This window comes from Polaromonas sp. DSP2-3-2b2 (assembly GCF_049895905.1).
Taxonomy (GTDB): Bacteria; Pseudomonadota; Gammaproteobacteria; order Burkholderiales; family Burkholderiaceae_C; genus Polaromonas.
In genome coordinates, this window is sequence record NZ_JAFCTH010000009.1 from 83,424 (window position 1) to 102,625 (window position 19,202).

Annotated in this window: 20 protein-coding genes; all 20 read right to left on the reverse strand. The window is 52.1% G+C overall.

What is annotated here, in order from left to right; translation table 11 throughout:
* Positions 1–18 precede the first annotated feature (18 nt).
* Positions 19–708 (reverse strand): TetR/AcrR family transcriptional regulator, encoded by a 690-nt coding sequence (locus tag ACP7AD_RS09895; RefSeq protein WP_426146464.1) that lies wholly within the window; start codon positions 706–708, stop codon positions 19–21.
* A 285-nt stretch (positions 709–993) separates the two neighbouring features.
* Positions 994–1,920 (reverse strand): acetylglutamate kinase, encoded by a 927-nt coding sequence (argB, locus tag ACP7AD_RS09900; protein WP_426146462.1) that lies wholly within the window; start codon positions 1,918–1,920, stop codon positions 994–996.
* 124 nt (positions 1,921–2,044) lie between these two features.
* Positions 2,045–4,027 (reverse strand): polysaccharide biosynthesis protein, encoded by a 1,983-nt coding sequence (locus ACP7AD_RS09905; protein WP_426146460.1) that lies wholly within the window; start codon positions 4,025–4,027, stop codon positions 2,045–2,047.
* Between the two features lie 139 nt (positions 4,028–4,166).
* The gene (locus ACP7AD_RS09910) at positions 4,167–4,727 is read right to left on the reverse strand and encodes a sugar transferase (protein WP_426146458.1); all 561 of its coding nucleotides are present in this window, start codon (positions 4,725–4,727) and stop codon (positions 4,167–4,169) included.
* Positions 4,724–5,677: a UDP-glucose 4-epimerase family protein gene (locus tag ACP7AD_RS09915; RefSeq protein ID WP_426146456.1), complete on the reverse strand. Its 954-nt coding sequence runs from the start codon at positions 5,675–5,677 to the stop codon at positions 4,724–4,726. The genes ACP7AD_RS09910 and ACP7AD_RS09915 overlap by 4 nt, the downstream gene beginning before the upstream one ends.
* A gap of 63 nt (positions 5,678–5,740) precedes the next feature.
* Entirely contained in the window at positions 5,741–6,538 is a 798-nt protein-coding gene (locus ACP7AD_RS09920; RefSeq protein WP_426146454.1) for a glycosyltransferase, read from the reverse strand.
* Positions 6,539–6,586: 48 nt separating this feature from the next.
* Positions 6,587–7,480: a glycosyltransferase family 2 protein gene (locus ACP7AD_RS09925; RefSeq protein ID WP_426146452.1), complete on the reverse strand. Its 894-nt coding sequence runs from the start codon at positions 7,478–7,480 to the stop codon at positions 6,587–6,589.
* Positions 7,477–8,898, reverse strand: coding sequence for a hypothetical protein (locus ACP7AD_RS09930; protein ID WP_426166097.1), 1,422 nt, complete (start codon positions 8,896–8,898; stop codon positions 7,477–7,479). Before ACP7AD_RS09930 ends, ACP7AD_RS09925 begins: the two co-directional genes overlap by 4 nt.
* Complete coding sequence (locus ACP7AD_RS09935; RefSeq protein ID WP_426146448.1) at positions 8,823–9,734, reverse strand: glycosyltransferase family 2 protein; 912 nt, start codon at positions 9,732–9,734, stop codon at positions 8,823–8,825. Before ACP7AD_RS09935 ends, ACP7AD_RS09930 begins: the two co-directional genes overlap by 76 nt.
* Before the next feature lie 44 nt (positions 9,735–9,778).
* Positions 9,779–11,029: an O-antigen translocase gene (locus ACP7AD_RS09940; RefSeq protein ID WP_426146446.1), complete on the reverse strand. Its 1,251-nt coding sequence runs from the start codon at positions 11,027–11,029 to the stop codon at positions 9,779–9,781.
* A 126-nt stretch (positions 11,030–11,155) separates the two neighbouring features.
* Positions 11,156–12,253, reverse strand: coding sequence for a DegT/DnrJ/EryC1/StrS family aminotransferase (locus tag ACP7AD_RS09945; RefSeq protein WP_426146444.1), 1,098 nt, complete (start codon positions 12,251–12,253; stop codon positions 11,156–11,158).
* The gene (locus ACP7AD_RS09950; RefSeq protein ID WP_426146442.1) at positions 12,250–12,819 is read right to left on the reverse strand and encodes a GNAT family N-acetyltransferase; all 570 of its coding nucleotides are present in this window, start codon (positions 12,817–12,819) and stop codon (positions 12,250–12,252) included. The genes ACP7AD_RS09945 and ACP7AD_RS09950 overlap by 4 nt, the downstream gene beginning before the upstream one ends.
* Positions 12,816–13,751, reverse strand: coding sequence for a WxcM-like domain-containing protein (locus tag ACP7AD_RS09955; RefSeq protein ID WP_426146441.1), 936 nt, complete (start codon positions 13,749–13,751; stop codon positions 12,816–12,818). Before ACP7AD_RS09955 ends, ACP7AD_RS09950 begins: the two co-directional genes overlap by 4 nt.
* Before the next feature lie 149 nt (positions 13,752–13,900).
* Complete coding sequence (rfbC, locus tag ACP7AD_RS09960; protein ID WP_426146439.1) at positions 13,901–14,443, reverse strand: dTDP-4-dehydrorhamnose 3,5-epimerase; 543 nt, start codon at positions 14,441–14,443, stop codon at positions 13,901–13,903.
* 14 nt (positions 14,444–14,457) lie between these two features.
* Entirely contained in the window at positions 14,458–15,504 is a 1,047-nt protein-coding gene (locus ACP7AD_RS09965) for a PDDEXK nuclease domain-containing protein (RefSeq protein WP_426146437.1), read from the reverse strand.
* A complete protein-coding gene (gene rfbA / locus ACP7AD_RS09970; RefSeq protein WP_426146436.1) occupies positions 15,501–16,388 on the reverse strand; it encodes a glucose-1-phosphate thymidylyltransferase RfbA in 888 nt (295 codons plus the stop codon). The genes ACP7AD_RS09965 and rfbA overlap by 4 nt, the downstream gene beginning before the upstream one ends.
* 33 nt (positions 16,389–16,421) lie before the next feature.
* A complete protein-coding gene (locus ACP7AD_RS09975; RefSeq protein ID WP_426146435.1) occupies positions 16,422–16,886 on the reverse strand; it encodes a hypothetical protein in 465 nt (154 codons plus the stop codon).
* A complete protein-coding gene (locus ACP7AD_RS09980; protein WP_426146434.1) occupies positions 16,883–17,167 on the reverse strand; it encodes a nucleotidyltransferase family protein in 285 nt (94 codons plus the stop codon). Before ACP7AD_RS09980 ends, ACP7AD_RS09975 begins: the two co-directional genes overlap by 4 nt.
* A gap of 32 nt (positions 17,168–17,199) precedes the next feature.
* Positions 17,200–18,105 (reverse strand): dTDP-4-dehydrorhamnose reductase, encoded by a 906-nt coding sequence (gene rfbD / locus ACP7AD_RS09985; protein ID WP_426146433.1) that lies wholly within the window; start codon positions 18,103–18,105, stop codon positions 17,200–17,202.
* Positions 18,102–19,175, reverse strand: a complete 1,074-nt coding sequence (gene rfbB / locus ACP7AD_RS09990) for a dTDP-glucose 4,6-dehydratase (protein ID WP_426146431.1) — start codon at positions 19,173–19,175, stop codon at positions 18,102–18,104. Before rfbB ends, rfbD begins: the two co-directional genes overlap by 4 nt.
* Positions 19,176–19,202: the final 27 nt, after the last annotated feature.

Below are 19,202 nucleotides of genomic sequence, written 5' to 3' on the forward strand. Positions count from 1 at the left end.
CCTTTGGCGTTAGGGGGATCAAGCGGGTTTGGAAAGAGAAGGGTTTGGCACGGCGGCGCTGCCGTAGCGCACCAGCATGCCGGCAAAGGCTGTCTTGGCCCGGGCGATGGAGCCGGGTGTCTTCAGGAAGCGGGCTTCGTAGTGCAGCGCCAGGATGAGTCCATGGATCTCGAACACCACCTGATGCGCATCGGTATCCTGGTGAAAATGGCCGGCGTCCGTCGCTTGCACCACCACGCGGTGCATGGCGGCCAGCCAGGTCCGTACCGAGTCGGCGAGTGCGTCGCGCACCGGGCCGGGCCGGTCGTCGAATTCGACAGCGCCGCTGATGTAGATGCAGCCCGAATCGATCTCCACCGACGTCCGGTTCATCCAGTTGTCGAACATCGCATGCAGGCGCGGAAGACCGCGCGGCTGGCGCAGGGCCGGAAAGAAGACCTCTTCCTCGAACCGGGCATGGTATTCACGGACGACCGAAATCTGCAGTTCCTCGCGTGAGCCGAAATGGGCGAACACGCCTGATTTGCTCATGTGCATGACCTCGGCCAGCGCGCCAATGCTCAGGCCCTCCAGGCCGATCTGCGTCGCCAGGCCCAAGGCCGCTTCCACGATGGCGGCCTTGGTCAGCTGGCCTTTGTAGGCGCTTTTGGACGCGCTCCTTGCCGGGGCGGAGCGGGCGTTTGTGACTGAAGGTGGGCTGACGGGCATGGGTCGGGGCAATCAAGGCAATAAAAGAACGGTCGTTCTATTTTGCAGTAATTTAATCGTCAGCAGTCCCTCAAGGCGCTATTTTTTAGAGTTCGGCTTCTAGGCAATGAAGGGGTTTACCCTTAACCTGGCCGGGAGAGAGAGAATTCAGCCGACCCTTCAGCGATGGTAGCCAAGGCAGACGGCAGTTTTTTTGCTATTTAATTTATAGCTACTAACGCTTGACGTGTCTGCGCAAGAGGCCTATTTGACTAAAATCTCATGATGCCGGCCGGCACGTCCTTCTCAATGCGAGCGGATCATGGTTCCATAAGCCTTGTCGGTCAGGATTTCCAGCAGCATCGCATGCGGCACCCGGCCGTCGATGATGTGGACGGCGTTCACGCCGCTTTTGGCGGCATCGAGTGCACCTTCGATCTTGGGCAGCATGCCGCCTGAAATCGTGCCGTCGGCAAACAGCGCATCGATCTCGCGCGCCGTCAGGTCGGTCAGCAGCTCTCCCGCCTTGTTCAGCACGCCCGGAATGTTGGTCAACAGCACCAGCTTTTCGGCCTTCAGCACGGTCGCCAGCTTGCCGGCCACCACATCGGCGTTGATGTTGTAGCTTTCGTTGTTTTCGCCAAAGCCGATCGGGCTGATGACCGGAATGAAGGCGTCGTCCTGCAGAGCCTTGACCACACTCGGGTCGATGCTGACGATCTCGCCAACAAAGCCGATGTCGTGCTCCTTGCTCGCATCGTCCTTGTCGAGCATGGTGAGCTTTTTCGCCCGGATCATGCCGCCGTCGCGCCCGGTCAGGCCGACCGCCTTGCCGCCGGCCTGGTTGATCAGGCCGACGATGTCTTGCTGCACTTGGCCGGCCAGCACCCATTCGACGACTTCCATGGTTTCGTCGTCGGTCACGCGCATGCCCTGGATGAAATGGCCTTTTTTGCCCAGGCGGTTGAGCGCAGTCTCGATCTGCGGGCCGCCGCCGTGCACGACCACCGGGTTCATGCCGACCAGTTTGAGCAGCACCACGTCCTCGGCAAAATCGGCCTGCAGCGCCGGGTCGGTCATGGCGTTACCGCCGTACTTGATGACCAGGGTCTTGCCGTGGAACTTGCGGATGTAAGGCAGCGCCTGGGCCAGGATCTCGGCCTTGTCACGCGGGCCGATGTGCGACAAGTCAGGGTCGGAAGAAGAAGAGGCGGGAAAGGAAGGATGGGTCATGTCATCAAGCCTGGAAGTGGTGAATCTGCAAATTGTGCCGCATGGACGTGACGACTTGGGGCGCTGGGCCCAACCGACCGGGCCAGTCCAGTAACGGCGGGTTCCCGCGCGCCCGAAACCAGCCTCAGGCGGCTTTTGCCGGAACCGCAGGACTCTGCGCAGGCTCGCCAGTACCGCAGTCTCGATGCGGACTGTAGCCATGCACCAGCCGGAGCAGGATGGCGCGCATCACCGGCTCGTGGTTGAGCGTGGCGGCATGGCGCATGTCCACCAGGATGGGCGCGAGCTCAAGCCAGGGAACAAAATCCTCATGCGCCTTCATGATCCGCTGATGCGCCGTTTTCTCGGGGTTGTCGCCAATCAGCAGTTCCTCGTAAAGCTTCTCGCCGGGGCGAAGGCCGGTGATTTTAATTTCGATGTCGCCGTCAGGATGGTGCGCATCGCGCAGGCTCAGGCCCGACAGCTGCGCCATGCGCCGGGCCAGATCGACAATCTTCAACGGGCTGCCCATGTCCAGCACGAACACGTCGCCGCCATGGGCCATGGCACCGGCCTGCAGCACCAGCTGGGCCGCCTCGGGAATCGTCATGAAATAGCGCGTGACTTCGGGATGCGTGACCGTCAGCGGGCCGCCGTCACGCAGCTGCTTACGAAACAGCGGCACCACGCTGCCGCTGCTGCCCAGCACATTGCCAAAGCGGACCATGGCAAACACGGTGCGGTTCGGGACGTCCGGACTGTAGCTGCCGTCGGGGGACACAAAGCACACCGACGGACTGGCCGCCAGCGCCTGGAGCACCAGTTCAGCCATGCGCTTGGTCGCGCCCATGACATTGGTGGGGCGAACCGCCTTGTCGGTGGAAATCAGCACGAAATGGGCCGTTCCGCTTTCCATGGCGGCGCGGGCGGCGTTCAGGGTGCCAAAGACATTGTTCAGCACGCCCTCCGACGGATTGCTCTCGACCAGCGGCACATGCTTGTAGGCTGCTGCGTGATACACCGTGGCCGGCCGGTAAAGATGAAAGATTTCTTTCAGGCGGCCAAAATTCCCGACGCTGGCCAGCAAGGGCGTCACCTCGGTTTGCAGCCCATGCTCGCTGCACAAACCCAGCAGTTCGCGGTGAATGGTGTACAGGGCAAATTCATTGAGCTCGACCAGCACCAGCCGGCGCGGTTTTTCCATCAGTATCTGGCGGCACAACTCGCTACCGATGCTGCCGCCTGCGCCGGTGACCAGCACCACCTGGTCGGCCAGGTTGCGCGCCAGCAGGGTCGAATCAGGCGGCACGGCCGGTCGGCCCAGCAGGTCTTCCACATCGAGTTCCTGAAAATCCTGGATCGTCACCCGCCCCGACGCCATATCGCCCATGCCAGGCACGGTCCGGACGTGGACCGGCAACTCCCGAAGGCTGGCGATGATTTCATTGCGCCGCACACGGTCCAGGGACGGCATGGCCAGCAGGATGTCGGTCACGCCCATGCGTTCCACCGCATCGGCCGCTTCGGCAGGCGTCATGATGTCGACGCCGTTGATGCTTCTTCCGGCCTTCGTTTTGTCATCGTCGATGAAACCCAGCAGCACGAACTGGCGGGCCACTGCCAGGGCAGAGGCGGTTTCCACGCCCGCCTCGCCAGCGCCGTAGATCAGCAAGCGCCCAACCGCATGGCGCGCCTTGCTAGACCATCCAGCCAGCCAGAACCGGGCCATGGCCCGGCTGGTGCCCACCAGCAACAGCAACAGCAGGGGCTGGATCAGGCCCAGCGTCCGTGGAACGCCCTCCCATTTAAAAAATAGCAGGGCCAGAAAAAACAGCAGCGTGTAAAGAGCAACAGCTTTGGCCGTGGTGGCCAGAGCGGCCATGCCCGTGTAGCGAAAAATGGCCCGGTACAGCCCAAAGCGCAAAAAAATCGGAATCGCCAGCAAGGGCGAAAGCAGGTAAACATATGATTGCTGCATTTGCGGCATGCTGGTTTGGTCAATTCGCAAATAAAAGGCAATCCACACTGAAACCAGCATCATCAATACGTCAAGGGCCATGACCACCAGCCGTTTGGCAGAGCGGGGCAAGGCCAGCAAAGGCTCCGTAATTACTTTATTGGAAAGCATTTCTCGTTCTTGTAGTTGGCTGCCAGCAGCCGTAAAAAATGCACAGGGTCCGTACATCAGACGTCAACAAAAGCCACCCGTTTTAGCCAAAAAAACGTGAGCCATATTTACCACTCCTTTGTCCAGACAGCCTGTAGTTTTAGTGCGTGATTCCATCGCGGCGGATGACCTTCACAAAGGTCAGCCACAAGATGCGGATATCGAGCCAGAAAGACTGCCGCTGAAGATACTCCACATCGAGCTTGACCTTGTCGGGAATGGGTAACTCATCACGTCCATTGATTTGCGCCCAGCCCGTCAGCCCCGGCACCAGTTCGTGCACACCGAGGCGAGTCCTCATTTCAACCAGGTCGTGCTGGTTGAACAGCGCAGGGCGGGGGCCGACAAAGCTCATGTCTCCAGCCAGAATGCTCCAGAGTTGAGGCAGTTCGTCCAAGCTGCTTTTGCGCAAAAAGCTGCCGATAGGCGTGAGGTAGGCGCCAGGGTCTGTCAGCAGGTGCGTGGCCACGGCCGGTGTGCCGACGCGCATGCTACGGAACTTTGGCATTTTGAAAATCTTGTTGTGGCGCCCTACCCTGTCTGACCAGTAAAGGGCCGGGCCGGGCGAGGTCAATCGCACCAATACCGCGACCAGCACTACCGGCACGGCCAGGATGAAGGCCGCCGCCAGGGCAAGCAGAAGGTCAAACATCCGTTTCATGGGGCCAACCCTTGCGCAGCCTTCTTCAATCCCTGGTCCAGGGTCAAGGGCGGTTTCCAGCCCAGCAACTGACGCGTTTTCTGAATATCCACCTGCAGCGAACCGCACAGGCGCTGGGCCATGTCCCGCTTGCCGACCAGTGCAGCCGCCTGCTCCAGCCAGCCAGCCGGCACAGGAATCAGCCGCGCCGGACGGTTCATGGCCTGGCCCATGCGGCGAAGCAGTTCCGTGGTGGAAACATCTTCGCCATCGGAGACAAGAAAAGTCTGGTTGGCTGCGGCCGGATGGGTCAGGCAGGTAATGATCAGATCGACCAAGTTGTCCAGCGCCACCAGGCTGCGCTGGTTGTGGATGGCGCCCAGCGGCAAGGGCACACCGCGCTTAAGCCAACGCATTAGTGAGCCAAAATTTCCGGGCGCATCTGGACCATATACCAGTGGAGGGCGAATGATCACCACTTCCATACCGGTATCAGCGGCAAGTGCTTGTAGTCCTACTTCAGCCTCGTGCTTGGATACTGCGTAGGGTGAATGTGGAGCGCCCCGATCCTTGTCGGTAAACGGTTGGTGAAAAGTCTCGGCACCATTAACGCCTATAGAGCTGATAAACACAAACCGCTGCACGCCAGCTGCTGCGGCCTGCGTGGCTAAATTTAAAGTGCCATGAACATTAGTCTCACGAAATTCATATAGCGGTCTTGTCGACGTATCAACTATTTGATGCGCTCGAGCGGCACAGTGGACAACATCAGATATTCCCTCAAGCGCACTTGACCAGTCATTGGCTCTGTCCAAGTTACCAACACTATGTTGCCGCACCCGATCTGACCAATGCTGGCCATTTCGACGCACAGCCACTGAGATTTCCCGAAACTCGTCTTGACTTAATAACCTTTGAACTACTGCATTCCCGACAAAGCCGGTCGCACCGGTAACAAGAGTCTTAGACATTTGCTAAAGCCATACGAAAATTACTTTCACAATCAAAAAAGACCGCAGGCGACAAATAAATAATTATCTAGCGAATTTATAAAATAGAGTTCTAATTTTTACTGGAGCAAGTCGTACTACAGAGCGGATCAAAAGATTACGACAAAACTCAGAAAAACTTAAAAATCCAATAGTCCGTTGATATTTCAAAAGACCTATTTCGCCTTTAAAAAAATCCAATCCACGACGCCCCATGAAATTAGACCCGGTCCTCATATAGAGAAGTGTCTCGGGAATATTTTCAAATTTAAACCCATTGACGATCATTAGCGACCAAAGCGCATAGTCTTCAGGGAAAACTTCAGGGTACGCGCCCACGGACATAACAGCAGTTTTTCTAAAAATAGAAACTGGATGGCTTATCGGATTACGTTTTTTCGCGAACTTCAAAATATCATCATGAGTTGACGGCAACTTTTTAAGAAAAAGAAATTCTGACATTTGCTCATCTTTTTCTTCAATCCATGCGCTGGAAACGCTGACCTCGGGATGAGCCAGCATGTACGCTACTTGACGTTCAAAGCGAAAAGGTAAACAAACGTCATCAGTATCCATGCGCGCCACAAGCTCATTTGAGCAGCATTTTAGTCCGGCATTAAGAGCGGCGGCTAATCCGCCATTTTTTTCGAGTACGACACTTTTTATCGGAAGTAAGTGCAAATATTTTTCAATCACGCCAGACAACTCGACAGTTATCTCTCCATCTTCAACCAGAACGATTTCTGAAGCCTGTTTAGTTTGGCGCGTCAAACTTTCTAAACACTCATCTAAATATGTAGCATTTTCTTTTTTATAAACAGACATCAAAACAGAAAAACTCATTTAATCTTTCAAGTTTTTATAATTTAAATTAATGCATAAAAAAACAAACTAAAACCCAATCTTACCTGTTTTTTTAGAAGCTGCATCTTTAAATGCCATACATATGTACTTTCTTCTCAACTTGCCTTCACCAACCAAGAAAGAATAAATTGGCAATTTAAACAAATTCACAAATACTCGTTTTATCCTCCAGCCAATCGGAATGTAGCCCCTGAAAAATAAATAGATTGAATTTCTAAATTGATAATAATGACGAATTGGCGCAGGCAACCCAACATCAAAACAGAATATTTTTTTATGCCCACTTCCAAGCATATGCACAATTCGTAAATTTGTATCTACAAAAACGTTGAGGCCATAACCTTTGCTGCGCCAGCACCACTCCCAGTCTACATAATCTATAAAAAGAGATTCATCTTTAGGGCCGACAACTTCAAAACTAGACCTTGGGAAAAAAAATCCGGAACTCAGAGTTTTGTCAACACGAACGATATGAGCTAAATTTTTATATCCATCATAAATATAACCATCTGCGCGTACAGCAAGCGGACCCAAACCAGCGACTGATTCGCCATTAGCGATGAGTTTAAAATAAGAATCAATAACTTTTACCACATAGTCAGGTGGAAAGCTTGAATCCTGATCAACCTCTAAGAAATATTCACACCCCTTCTCAATTGCGTATTGAATACCATGATTTTGAGCAAAAGCAATACCTTGATTTCCATCCATTGACAAACAAGTAACATTTGCAAATTTAATTGCCAGAGCTTTTATTGTCTGCTGAATAATTAAATCATCTGAATTATCACAAATCAATACCAGCCCAACCTGATAAGCATAGCTTGTCAGGTTCCTATTTAACGATTCCAAATCAGGGTTATATGTGGTAACAATAATTGAAGTACTTTGAACCGATTCAGAAATAGATTTACACTTCATAAAGCGTCTTTATTTAAAATAATTTTAGATTTCACACACAAACCAAAAACTTTGACTATGAAAAACAAAATAAAAATATCAAAAACATAGGCAAGCCCCATGGGAGGCTCAAGTAGCAAGGCCAGACCTCTTAGCCAAAAAGCAGCAACCAATGCAGAATAAAATATATTATTTTTTCCAGTCTTGGTCAATAACAAAAGTGATGAAAGCACAAAGGAAACAAAAATAACAAAAATCCAGCCAAAGCCTAACCCGAAAAACACATAAGCAAACAAGTCAAAATGGCTGGTCGGACCACCTGCAACATCAAACGACGGATAATGATACATTATAGTTTGCCGTCCCAACCCATAGTCTCCAACGTTATAACCCAGAAGTGCGCTCATCTGAGTCTCTCCTATCAATGGCGATATAAATCTTACGATTACGCTATCAACCTCCAAGTTATCAACTACATTACCAGGTAAAGAAAAATAATATTTATCTGCATTAGCCAAAACTCTAAGCAATAATCTTTCAAGTAAAACAGAATTGCCTGCCATGTAAGCAGGTCCAGCATCCTTGTCAAAGCCTGATTTATCCAAATTAATAGAAAGCACTAACAACGCAAATCCAAGTATCACAGAAAAAGTAGCGACAACAGCAAATACTTTGAATTTAGGCTTCTCCCTATATATGCATACAGCCAAAACTATCGCATAAATTGATTCAAGTAGCGCAAATTTCGAGCCATTTACAACAGCCCCCAAAACAATTAATAGAATAAAAAAAATAATTAACAAAAACGCCCCAAAACTAGGCCGGCCATTTTTTTTATATCTATTTAATATTAACAATGAAATATAAGCAACTACAAATAACCTTAATGCATCAGCCAAACGCACGAAAGCACCAAATCCGCGATTTTGTTCGAAGCGATTAGTTTCAGCAAACATGCCCAAACCAACAAACCACATAATCGTCAATATAAGCAACAAGTAGCAAACTAATGCAAAGAGAAACTCAACATAACCATCATCAACAGGCACCAGAAAAAGATCAATGACCTTTTTAAATGGATTTGTTAGTACTTGAATAAAGAAACGAAATGAAACTATAAAAAGAATTCCGTAACCACTAACCATTAAAAAAAGATAATTCTCAATGAATCCTAAAACATACAAAGAAATTATTATTCCATATGCAGTCCCAAAGGTGAAGGTCCAATAAAAGTGAATTGGATCAAAATAACCTGCTAACGTGGTATTCCGAACACTAAGATACAAGAGTGAAGTCATTAGCAACATTGCCATCAAAAAAAGAGGCAAATTACTAAAAAATATTGCAAAAAAATCTATATCACTCATTTTAGCGATCGCAGCCACTTGTCGATCATCACATTTGCAGCTGATGGAAGCGCATAGAATCTGGCTTTCCAAGATGCAGTCTTTATTATTTTTATAACACCTTTAAAATCACGTTCGCGTAACCCGACTAGCACGTAATATCCCAAGGCGTTTCCTATAGCGCGGTCTAACAATTCAGGTGGGGCTAAAGTTAGATAACTTTGCCTTAGTATGGAAAATTGCTTAAACAAATTTTTATAGGAATTTGACCCATGATGCCTGTACTCAACGACGCAAAAATTGGGTTCATAAATAAAGTCTTTCCCCTTCTGAGGAAATTTTTCTAACATTTTTACAAATGTTGGGTAATCGTCCCAAATTAACTTTGGGTCCCATCCGCCTATAGCTCGTAACGCCTCCACTCGGAACACAGTAGATTGCAGCAATATTGGGGCTGGGCAATTTAAAAATATTTCTTTTTTGCGTCTATGTTTTTCCATTCCAAAAAACAATTCATGCTTTTTTCCATATATCGATGTTTTGCGGTCGCCCCATTCTTTACAAAAATTATTTCCCCCTCCAATACAAAATTGGACTAAAGGATTTTTTTGTAATTCAGTGACACACTGCAATATCCCCTGAAGAACCGGAATGTCATCAGAAGCAACAAGATAAAAATACTCTGTATCAGCAAGGGCAAGGCCCATATTAAGCGAGGAAACCAATCCAGAATTTTTTTTACAAACCAGCCTAACATCATCTTTATTTCTCTCTTCGATGAACTGACGTACTATTTCTTCTGTTTCATCTGTCGATCCATCGTCAATTACAATAATTTTTTTACCGACAACATCCAATTTGCACGCAGCATTTAAACAATCAAGAATATAATTTTCGTGATTGTAGGAAGGTATAACAATTGTTAACATTTAAAACTTTTATATTAGGAAGGATAAATTATATGAAATAATATTTATCCTTTTTCAAGATTCCATGTAACAAAAAATGCCATAGCAAGCCAATAAAGTGCATAATTAATTGCATGGGCAATGGCTACGCCTTCAAGTCCAAATAAATCGCTGAATATCCAAGTCAACGCAATAAATCCAAACGAAAAAACTATCTCAGAAATCATGAATAGCTTAAACATGGCTTTTGCTAACATTAGATAGGATAAGATCCAACTGCCGATTTTTAACGTGTCGCCAATCATCTGCCAACCAAATAAAACGCGCATTTGATTAAAATCCTGCGTGAAAAGCAGTCCAATAACAAAATCACGTAAAAAATAAATAACCAACCCGACCAATGCAACTATTGGCAATATAATTTTATAGCCTTGAATTATTTCTCTCTTCAAATCCTTGGGGGCTTTTAACTCTGAAAGTTTAGGCAGATAATACACGCTAAGCGTGGTAGTTACTAACAACAAATAGGCCGAACTGAGACGCCACATTGCTTCCCAATAACCCGCTGATTGCCATCCCAGAATTTCGCCCAAGTGATTACGTATCAATATATGGCTAACTGGCACGCATGCTGCTGAAGTTAGAGCCATTGCGGTATATTTTCCGAGATTAATAGCCGTCTGTTTGTCTATGCCACCAATTAAATAGCTAATTTTGAACCACGGTGCATTTTTACAAATCAACAAAGTGACAAAACAAGTTATTGATTGGTATACCGCCAGTGCAACCAATGCACCGTAGAGGCCAAATTCAATCGCCATGAATCCAGTCGCCAGCAATGCAAAAATGCTGCCTGCTATGTTGGCAAGTACATAGCGTCCAATTTCTTTTTTCCCGTTGAGAATCGCCAGCAACAGCGTATTAAAAGTAAACAACACTAAAGTCGCTGCAAACCAGAGGAAAACACCGCCGTAATTGGGATCTTTAAGAAACCATATTGCTAATGATCTGTGGAGTACAGCGATAACTACCGCTGTACTGAGTGAACCTGCTAAAGCGATGGTTCCCGCTGTTCCCCATACTTTATGTTGTTCCTCTTCATCTCCATTATATTGCGCTGTATATTTGGTGACACCTGTATTGATGGCTCCACTGGCAAAAGTGGTGATCATCTGCACAGCATTTTGGAATTGCCCAAGCGCTGCATAACCAGATGGGCCAACGTAGACGGCCAATATTTTGTTAATTCCTAGCAGCGTCAACATTTTGATAAACACCGCAATGCCATTAAGCAAACTGGTTCTGAAGAGTGTCATGCTCCAGCGTTGCCGCTTGGCATTTCCTTAGAAAATCGTAAGCATTTGTCGCAGAATTTCTTTTTACTCAAACGCGTCGCTTTGTTCGCATCCATACTTACTTTCAACATGCTTTTACTTAAGCATTCAACACGCAATTTCACGAATCGATCTAATCACCGCTTTGACTTGCTCATGCGTCATGTTTGGTCCAATTGGCAAGCTAAGTACGTGGTTGGCCATGCTCTCTGCCAAAGGTAATGGACCCATTTTCCAACCTGCATTTGCATACGCTTGTTGCAGATGCGGCGGAATGGGGTAATGAATCAGTGAACCCACGCCAGCATTGGTAAGCGCCTTTTGCAGTGCATCGCGTTGCGGGTGTTGCACCACGTATAAATGCCACACCGGCTCGGCCCAGTCGGGAACATGCGGCAGCGTCAGACCGCAGTCGGCCAAACCGGCTTGGTAAAGCTGGGCGATGACGCTGCGGCGGGCGTTCCATTCGTCTAGATGCGCCAGTTTCACGCGCAGGATGGCGGCTTGCAGCGGGTCAAGCCGGCTGTTGTAGCCCTGCATTTCATTGACATACTTCACGCGCGAGCCGTAGTTGCGTAGCACGCGGATGCGGTCGGCCAGTTGCGGGTCGTTGGTGGTCACTGCGCCGCCGTCGCCCATGGCGCCCAGGTTCTTGCCGGGGTAAAAACTCCAGGCCACGGCGTCGCCATGCGCGCCCAGGCGCTGGCCTTTGTAGCGCGCACCGTGTGCCTGCGCACCGTCTTCAAGTACGCGCAGACCATGCTTGCGGGCAATAGCCAGGATAGGGTCCATGTCGGCCGGCTGACCGTACAGGTGAACGGGTAGAATGACTTTGGTACGTGGCGTGATGGCAGCTTCAATCAGCGCCGGGTCGATGTTGTAGGTGTGCGCATCGGGCTCCACCGGAATGGGCGTGGCCCCGCACTGGCTGACCGCCAGCCAAGTTGCAATGTAGGTGTTACTGGGCACAATTACTTCGTCGCCAGGGCCCACATCCATGGCGCGCAGTGCCAGATGCAGAGCATCAAGGCCGTTGGCTACACCCACAGCATAGCTCGCGCCGCAGTATTGGGCATAGTCCGCCTCAAACTGATCGACCTCGCTGCCACCAATAAACCAACCGGAGCTAACAACGCGGGCTATAGCCTCGTCTAGTTCCTGTTTCAATTCCAGGTATGGGGCTTTCAAGTCAAGAAAGGGGATCATTTCAAAAGTTCCTCAAATAAAATACCATCCGGCAGATACCTTCGGTACCGGTCAACGGATGATTTAATCGCAGCGTTCGACAACCTGTATTCATACTGCACTTCGTTTTCGGAAATGCGTTTGGCGCCGAACCGTTCGTGAAACCGCCAAACACGCTCATTAGCTTTTTGTACTTGAAAATGAGCACGTTGAAATCCAAGCGCTTCAAGAGCGTACGCATAGACCATCAACGCTGATTCGATAGCAGCAGAGGTCGGTGCGGCTCCCAGGAGAATCCAACTTCCCCAACAAAAACTGTCACTCTGGGCATCGTAGATCCTGACGGTTCCCAGTGGAACGCCATGAACGTCTTCGATGATGAAATATGCCTCAGTGTCTCGCTCTTTATAACTGATGAGCCATGCAACCTGTGCATCCAGATCGTCAGAGACTTTTGACAAATGCCTGGACTTTTCTGGGTTTGTTCGCAGAGACAAGATGAAGGTGGCGTCAGCAACAACGGCATTACGCAACACAAGCGTTTTACCTCGAATGCATCTAGCCTTGCGAACTTGAACGGTACTCATGACGGCTTTACCAAGGCGAGAAAATCGGTGTAATTTCGTATGTAATCTGCGCTGTCGTAATAATGCGAGGCAAACACCAGCAATACAGCGTCTGCCGAGTATTTGTATTGAATACCCCAGACCATTGGCGACAAGTGAAGGCCTACATCCGGGCGATCAAGCTGAAACTCTTGGCGGTTAATTCCGTCATCCGCCACCACGGCACAACTGCCGCGTACGCAAATGAGGAATTGATGACATTCCCGGTGCGCGTGCTCGCCACGAGTCTCCACGCTAGGCACATCGAAAACCATGAAGTAGCGTTTAGCGGCAAAAGGAATACTGCGTTCAAACTCGCCTACCGTCAGACTGCCGCGAATGTCAGGCACACGGGGCAAGTGATGCAACATGACACCTTTCACACTGGTTGCGGACGTGCCCACCTCAGCATTTCCTGACACCACACTAACATCCGCGCCGCGCGCGGCATCCACATAGCCGATGATCTTAGCCGGATTACCTTCCACCACGGCATTCGGAGGCACCGAACGGGTGACGACTGCCCCGGCGGCAACCATGGCATTGCGGCCGATCTCCAGGCCGGGCAGGATCACTGCGCCTGCGCCAATGGAAGCGCTATCGTGAATAGTAGTGACCAAAAATTTCTGGGGCTTTTGACGGCTGCGCGGGAATCGGTCGTTGGCAAACGATGCGTTAGGGCCGATGAATACATCGTTTCCCACGCGCAATCCGTCCCACAACTGCACACCACTCTTGACGGTAACGCGGTTACCAATGACTACATCGTTCTCGATCAGGCAATGCGAGCAGATATTGCAGTCCTGGCCTATTGTGGCGGCTGGCAGCACGACGACAAATTGCCAGACGCGCGTGCCGGCGCCGAGAGCTGTGGACTGGACGTCAGCCAGTGCATGAATAAAGGGGGGTGTCATGAAATACCTTGGATTGGCGTAAACGGTAGATTAAAAACGCGATGTTTTTAGTAGCTATTTGCGCATATCTGACGGGGGATTGTGGCTGTTTTTATCACTACTTCTAAGGTAGCTGTCATGGTATGGCATGTAAGGCAGGTCGCCAGCAATTAAAACGTCTCGGCTTCGTGCAATACAAGCCCCTGCTGGTCTTTGGCAGATAGGCTGGGCGCTGTTATCAATGGCCATTGGATGCCAATGGCGGGGTCGTTCCAAGCAATGCATCGCTCATGTTCTGGCACATAGTAGTCGGTGGTTTTGTACAGAAACTCTGCCGAATCGCTGGTTACCAGAAAGCCATGCGCAAAGCCTGCAGGTATCCAGAGTTGCTTGTGGTTGTCTTCGCTCAGTTTTATGCCCACCCACTTGCCAAATGTCGGCGAGCCCTTGCGAATATCCACCGCCACATCAAATACCGCCCCGCGCACTACCCGCACCAGCTTGCCTTGGGGCTGCTGAATTTGATAATGCAACCCACGCAACACACTCTTGGCGCTGCGGCTGTGGTTGTCTTGCACAAACTTCAGGTTCAGGCCAGTCGCTTGGTTGAAAGCTTTCTGGTTGAAGCTTTCAAAGAAAAAACCACGGGCGTCGCCGAACACCTTGGGTTCGATGATGAGAACGTCTGGGATGGTGGTGGGGGTGATTTTCATTTGAGTTTTGTCGCTTATTTTGCGGCCTTTCCTCGCTCTGCCAGCCACAGTTGTTCTTTTTCCAGCTCTGCCCTGAGTTCGTCTTCGGACGGCAGCACCAGTTTGTATTTGCTGGCAAAGAGCTGTTCGTTCTCGTGCAAAACGGAATAACGCACCACAGAGGTATCTTTGCCTGCGCAAAGGATGATGCCTACTGTGGGGTTGTCGTCCGGGGCACGCTTGAGGTCATCAACCATGCGCACGTACATGTCCATCTGGCCAATATCTTGATGGGTGAGTTCTCCGGCCTTCAAGTCAAAGAGAACGAAGCATTTGAGCAGGTAGTTGTAGAACACCAAGTCAATGTAGAAGTCCTTGGTTTCGGTGCTGATGCGCATTTGGCGGGCAACGAAGGCAAAGCCTTTGCCCAGCTCCAGTAAAAATCCTTGTAATTTATTGATGAGGGCTTGTTCCAGGTCAGCTTCTAACAGCCGGCCAGTTTCAGGCAGACCAAGAAATTCCAGTAACACCGGGTCACGCACGAATTCACGCGGCGTCTTTTGCAAGGGGGCCATCTGCGCGGCTGATTCTTGACGCACGGGGTCACGGTCGCGGCTGGCGAGCAGGCGCTCGTAATACAGCGTGCCGATTTGCCTGTCCAGTGCGCGGGTGCTCCAATTCTGGTCTGCAGCTTCGTTCATGTACCAATGTCGGGCCTGTTCGCCATCTACGCGCAATAAGTTGCGGTAGTGGGTCCAACTCAATTCGTGACGCAGCGCGTCACAAATCGGGAACGCTAGGTAAAAAAGTCGCATGTAGCGCAAATTGGAGGCATCAAACCCCCGCCCGAACTCGCCGGTCAGCGATTCTGCTAACTTGGGTATCAGGCGGGCACCATACATTGCGCGGTCTGCGCCTTGCTGCTCGAACTCTACGATATGCCGTCCAATTTCCCAGCAAGTGCGCACCTGTATGGAATCCACTGCCCGAAGGGCTTGCCCACGTGCGGATTCGATCAGCCCGCGCAACTGGCTGATCAGCGTGGGGAGGGATTCCTGGGCTTGAACGGCCAGCTTTTTCAAAGCTGAACCCCTTCAGTTAACAAGCGCTGCAGGTACTGACCGTAGCCGTTTTTGGCCAGCGGCTGGGCCAGCTTTTCGAGTTGTTCGTCATTAATGAAGCCATTGCGCCAGGCAATTTCCTCGGGGCAGGCAATCTTCAGGCCTTGCCTGCGCTCCAGCGTGGCAATGAACTGGCCGGCGTCCAGCAGGCTGTCGTGCGTGCCGGTGTCCAGCCAGGCATAGCCACGCTTCATGATCTGCACATTGAGCCGGCCCCGGTCCAGATAAGCCTGGTTGACGGCGGTGATCTCCAGCTCGCCGCGCGCGCTGGGCTTCACGGCCTTGGCGATGTCCACCACCTGCTGGTCATAAAAATACAGGCCAGTGACGGCGTAGTTGCTCTTTGGCTTGAGCGGCTTTTCCTCGATGCTGCTGGCCTTGCCGTTGTTATCGAAGGCCACGACGCCGTAGCGCTCGGGGTCCTGCACATGGTAGGCAAACACCGTGGCGCCGCCCGCCTGCGCGTCGGCCTCGGCCAGCAAGGGCACAAAATCATGGCCGTGAAAGATGTTGTCGCCCAGCACCAGGGCGCTCGGGTGGTTACCGATGAAGTTTTCACCAATCAGGAAAGCCTGCGCCAATCCGTCCGGGCTGGCCTGGACGGCATACTGCAAATTCATTCCCCACTGACTGCCATCGCCCAGCAGTTGCGCAAAGCGCGGCGTGTCCTGCGGGGTGCTGATGATCAAGACGTCGCGAATGCCGGCCAGCATCAAGGTGCTGAGCGGGTAGTAAATCATGGGCTTGTCGTACACCGGCAGCAACTGCTTGCTGATGGCCAGCGTGGCCGGGTGCAGCCGGCTGCCGGAGCCGCCGGCGAGGATGATGCCTTTGCGTTGGGTCATTTTTTTCCGAGGTACTTAATAAAAGATATTGCTTCACCGGCGTTGTGGGTAAGTTGATCCGCAAAAAGCCACCATACGGCCAAGCCAAAGAAACAGCGCCGGCGTGGCTTGTGTCAGTTCTTGAAAAAATTCTGAAAGACGCTCAGTGTTCTCTTCGTATTCGTGATTCACTGCGTTGCGCAACTCACGGATCAGTTTCCATTGTTCAACTGAGTCAAGAATGCCCAGTTTGGTCATGTAGATGAGCACGACACTGAATGGCTCTGTGTTTTGTTCTTCTTCGCGGGCGATGGCCCGCATGGTTTTGCCAAGCTGCTCCTGAAAGTCACTGAATCGCACCCGGAAAGCTGCCAGGGTTTCGTGTTGTTCCGGCGTCAGCGCCTGCCAATCGCTGATCGGCACTAAAGGCAAGGTTTGCGCCAAGGAATAGTCCAGGTACACCTTCATGCGGTGCAGATGTTCGATCTTTTTCCTGATCAGTTGAACATGTTCGCTCACAACCTTTGTCCATGTTTTTTTGCAATAGTGGCAATGGGCGAACTGTCCGAAGACTGACGCACAACGAGATCCACAGGGATATCCAGACACTCTTCCAAGCTGATCTTGCAGCGTAATTCGTCCAGCAAACGATAGGGGCCGGTTTCAACATAAAGATCGACATCGCCTCCCTTTTGCGTGTCGTCAAGCCGCGAACCAAAAAGCCATACAGCGGTGGAATCTCCAAAATATTGGTGAATCTGCTGGTGTATGGTTTGCAGTTGCGTGGGGGTGATGCGCATGGATGAATTGTAGGTTGCGAGGAAAAACCATCTCACGGGTTGGTAGCGGCCAGAATCTCTACCAGCATACGGTCAACGCCCTGCTGCCAGGCAGGCAGCATCAAGCCGAAAATGCTTTGCAGCCGGGTGCAGTCCAGGCGCGAGTTGTGCGGCCGCTGCGCCGGTGTCGGAAAAGCACTGGCGGGCACGGCAGCGACTTCACTAGCTACTATTTTCATAGCTGGTTGTGCCCGCTGCGCCTGCGCAATCACGTGTTTTGCATAGCGATTCCAGGTGGTTTCGCCCTGGGCGGCCAGATGGTAGAGCCCGGCGTCCTGCGGACGCTGTAACACCTGGCGAATGGCGTGGGCCGTGACGTCGGCAATCAGATCGGCACCGGTGGGGGCGCCGAACTGGTCGTCGATCACGGTGAGGCGTTCGCGTTCCTGCGCCAGGCGCAGCATGGTTTTGGCAAAGTTGCCGCCGCGCGCGGCGTAGACCCAGCTGGTGCGAAACATCAGGTGGCGCTCGCAGTACCCGGCCACCAGCCGCTCACCCTCCAGCTTGGTTTCACCATAAACGCCCAGCGGCGCGGGCGTGTCGGTTTCCACCCAGGGCTGGCTGCCGCTGCCGTCAAACACGTAGTCGGTCGAGTAATGCACCAGCCAGGCGCCCAGCTTGTGGGCTTCTTGGGCCAGCACGCCGGGAGCCAGCGCGTTGATGGTGCGGGCCAGTTCGGGCTCGCTTTCGGCTTTGTCGACGGCGGTGTGGGCGGCGGCATTGACGATCACGTCGGGGCGCAGTGCGCGTACCGTGTCGGCGAGTCCGGGCAGGTTGCTCAGGTCACCGCAGAAATCCTGGCTGTGGCGGTCCAGCGCGATGACGTCACCCAGCGGGGCCAGGCTGCGCTGCAGCTCCCAGCCGACCTGGCCGTTTTTGCCGAGCAGCAGGATTTTCATGCATCAGCCTTTACTGCGTACTGGATTTGCACCCAGTCGCGGTAGGTGCCGCTTTGCACATGGGCGACCCACTCGGGGTTGGCCAGGTACCACTGCACTGTCTTGCGGATGCCGGACTCAAACGTCTCGGCAGGCCGCCAGCCAAGTTCACGCTCGATCTTGCTGGCGTCGATGGCGTAGCGCCGGTCGTGGCCGGGGCGGTCCTTGACGTAGCTGATCTGCACGCTGTAGCTGCTGGCGTCCTGCCGTGGGCGCAACTCGTCGAGTAGTGCGCAGACGGTGTTGACAATCTCGATGTTGGGCTTTTCGTTCCAGCCGCCGACGTTGTAGACCTCGCCCGGCTGGCCTGCTTCAAGCACGCGGCGGATGGCGCTGCAATGGTCCTTCACATACAGCCAGTCACGCACCTGCATGCCGTCACCGTACACCGGTAGCGCCTTGCCGGCTAGGGCGTTGACGATCATCAGCGGAATCAGCTTTTCAGGAAAGTGATACGGCCCGTAGTTGTTGGAGCAGTTGGTGGTCAGCACCGGCAGGCCGTAGGTGTGGTGATAAGCGCGCACCAAGTGGTCGCTGGCGGCCTTGCTGGCCGAGTACGGGCTGTTGGGCTCGTAGCGATGGTCTTCGGTGAAGGCCGGATCGGCGGCGCCGAGTGAGCCATAGACCTCGTCGGTGGAAACGTGCAGGAAACGAAACGCTGCCTTGGCTTCGCCTTCGAGTTCATTCCAGTAAGCGCGCACCGACTCCAGCAGGCCAAAGGTGCCGACGATGTTGGTCTGGATGAAATCACCAGGGCTGTGAATCGAGCGGTCCACATGGCTTTCGGCGGCGAAGTTGAGCACGGCCCGGGGGCGGTAGCGCGCCAGCAGACCATCGACCAGCGCGCTGTCGCCGATGTCGCCCTGCACGAACACATGCCGCGCATCGCCCTGCAGCGAAGCCAGCGTTTCCAGATTGCCCGCGTAGGTCAGTTTGTCCAGATTGATGATGGCTTCGTCCGACTGCGCCAGCCAGTCCAGGACAAAGTTTGCGCCAATAAAGCCGGCTCCGCCGGTGATGAGAATAGTCATAACGTTATCAACAATCTGCTGTGCTAT

What these genes read in the sequence shown, in the direction of transcription:
- ACP7AD_RS09895 (WP_426146464.1), bottom strand. Translation starts at nt 708, where the DNA reads ATGCCCGTCAGCCCACCTTCAGTCACAAACGCCCGCTCCGCCCCGGCA.
- argB (WP_426146462.1), bottom strand. Translation starts at nt 1,920, where the DNA reads ATGACCCATCCTTCCTTTCCCGCCTCTTCTTCTTCCGACCCTGACTTG.
- ACP7AD_RS09905 (WP_426146460.1), bottom strand. Translation starts at nt 4,027, where the DNA reads ATGCTTTCCAATAAAGTAATTACGGAGCCTTTGCTGGCCTTGCCCCGC.
- ACP7AD_RS09910 (WP_426146458.1), bottom strand. Translation starts at nt 4,727, where the DNA reads ATGAAACGGATGTTTGACCTTCTGCTTGCCCTGGCGGCGGCCTTCATC.
- ACP7AD_RS09915 (WP_426146456.1), bottom strand. Translation starts at nt 5,677, where the DNA reads ATGTCTAAGACTCTTGTTACCGGTGCGACCGGCTTTGTCGGGAATGCA.
- ACP7AD_RS09920 (WP_426146454.1), bottom strand. Translation starts at nt 6,538, where the DNA reads ATGAGTTTTTCTGTTTTGATGTCTGTTTATAAAAAAGAAAATGCTACA.
- ACP7AD_RS09925 (WP_426146452.1), bottom strand. Translation starts at nt 7,480, where the DNA reads ATGAAGTGTAAATCTATTTCTGAATCGGTTCAAAGTACTTCAATTATT.
- ACP7AD_RS09935 (WP_426146448.1), bottom strand. Translation starts at nt 9,734, where the DNA reads ATGTTAACAATTGTTATACCTTCCTACAATCACGAAAATTATATTCTT.
- ACP7AD_RS09940 (WP_426146446.1), bottom strand. Translation starts at nt 11,029, where the DNA reads ATGACACTCTTCAGAACCAGTTTGCTTAATGGCATTGCGGTGTTTATC.
- ACP7AD_RS09945 (WP_426146444.1), bottom strand. Translation starts at nt 12,253, where the DNA reads ATGATCCCCTTTCTTGACTTGAAAGCCCCATACCTGGAATTGAAACAG.
- ACP7AD_RS09950 (WP_426146442.1), bottom strand. Translation starts at nt 12,819, where the DNA reads ATGAGTACCGTTCAAGTTCGCAAGGCTAGATGCATTCGAGGTAAAACG.
- ACP7AD_RS09955 (WP_426146441.1), bottom strand. Translation starts at nt 13,751, where the DNA reads ATGACACCCCCCTTTATTCATGCACTGGCTGACGTCCAGTCCACAGCT.
- rfbC (WP_426146439.1), bottom strand. Translation starts at nt 14,443, where the DNA reads ATGAAAATCACCCCCACCACCATCCCAGACGTTCTCATCATCGAACCC.
- rfbA (WP_426146436.1), bottom strand. Translation starts at nt 16,388, where the DNA reads ATGACCCAACGCAAAGGCATCATCCTCGCCGGCGGCTCCGGCAGCCGG.
- ACP7AD_RS09980 (WP_426146434.1), bottom strand. Translation starts at nt 17,167, where the DNA reads ATGCGCATCACCCCCACGCAACTGCAAACCATACACCAGCAGATTCAC.
- rfbD (WP_426146433.1), bottom strand. Translation starts at nt 18,105, where the DNA reads ATGAAAATCCTGCTGCTCGGCAAAAACGGCCAGGTCGGCTGGGAGCTG.
- rfbB (WP_426146431.1), bottom strand. Translation starts at nt 19,175, where the DNA reads ATGACTATTCTCATCACCGGCGGAGCCGGCTTTATTGGCGCAAACTTT.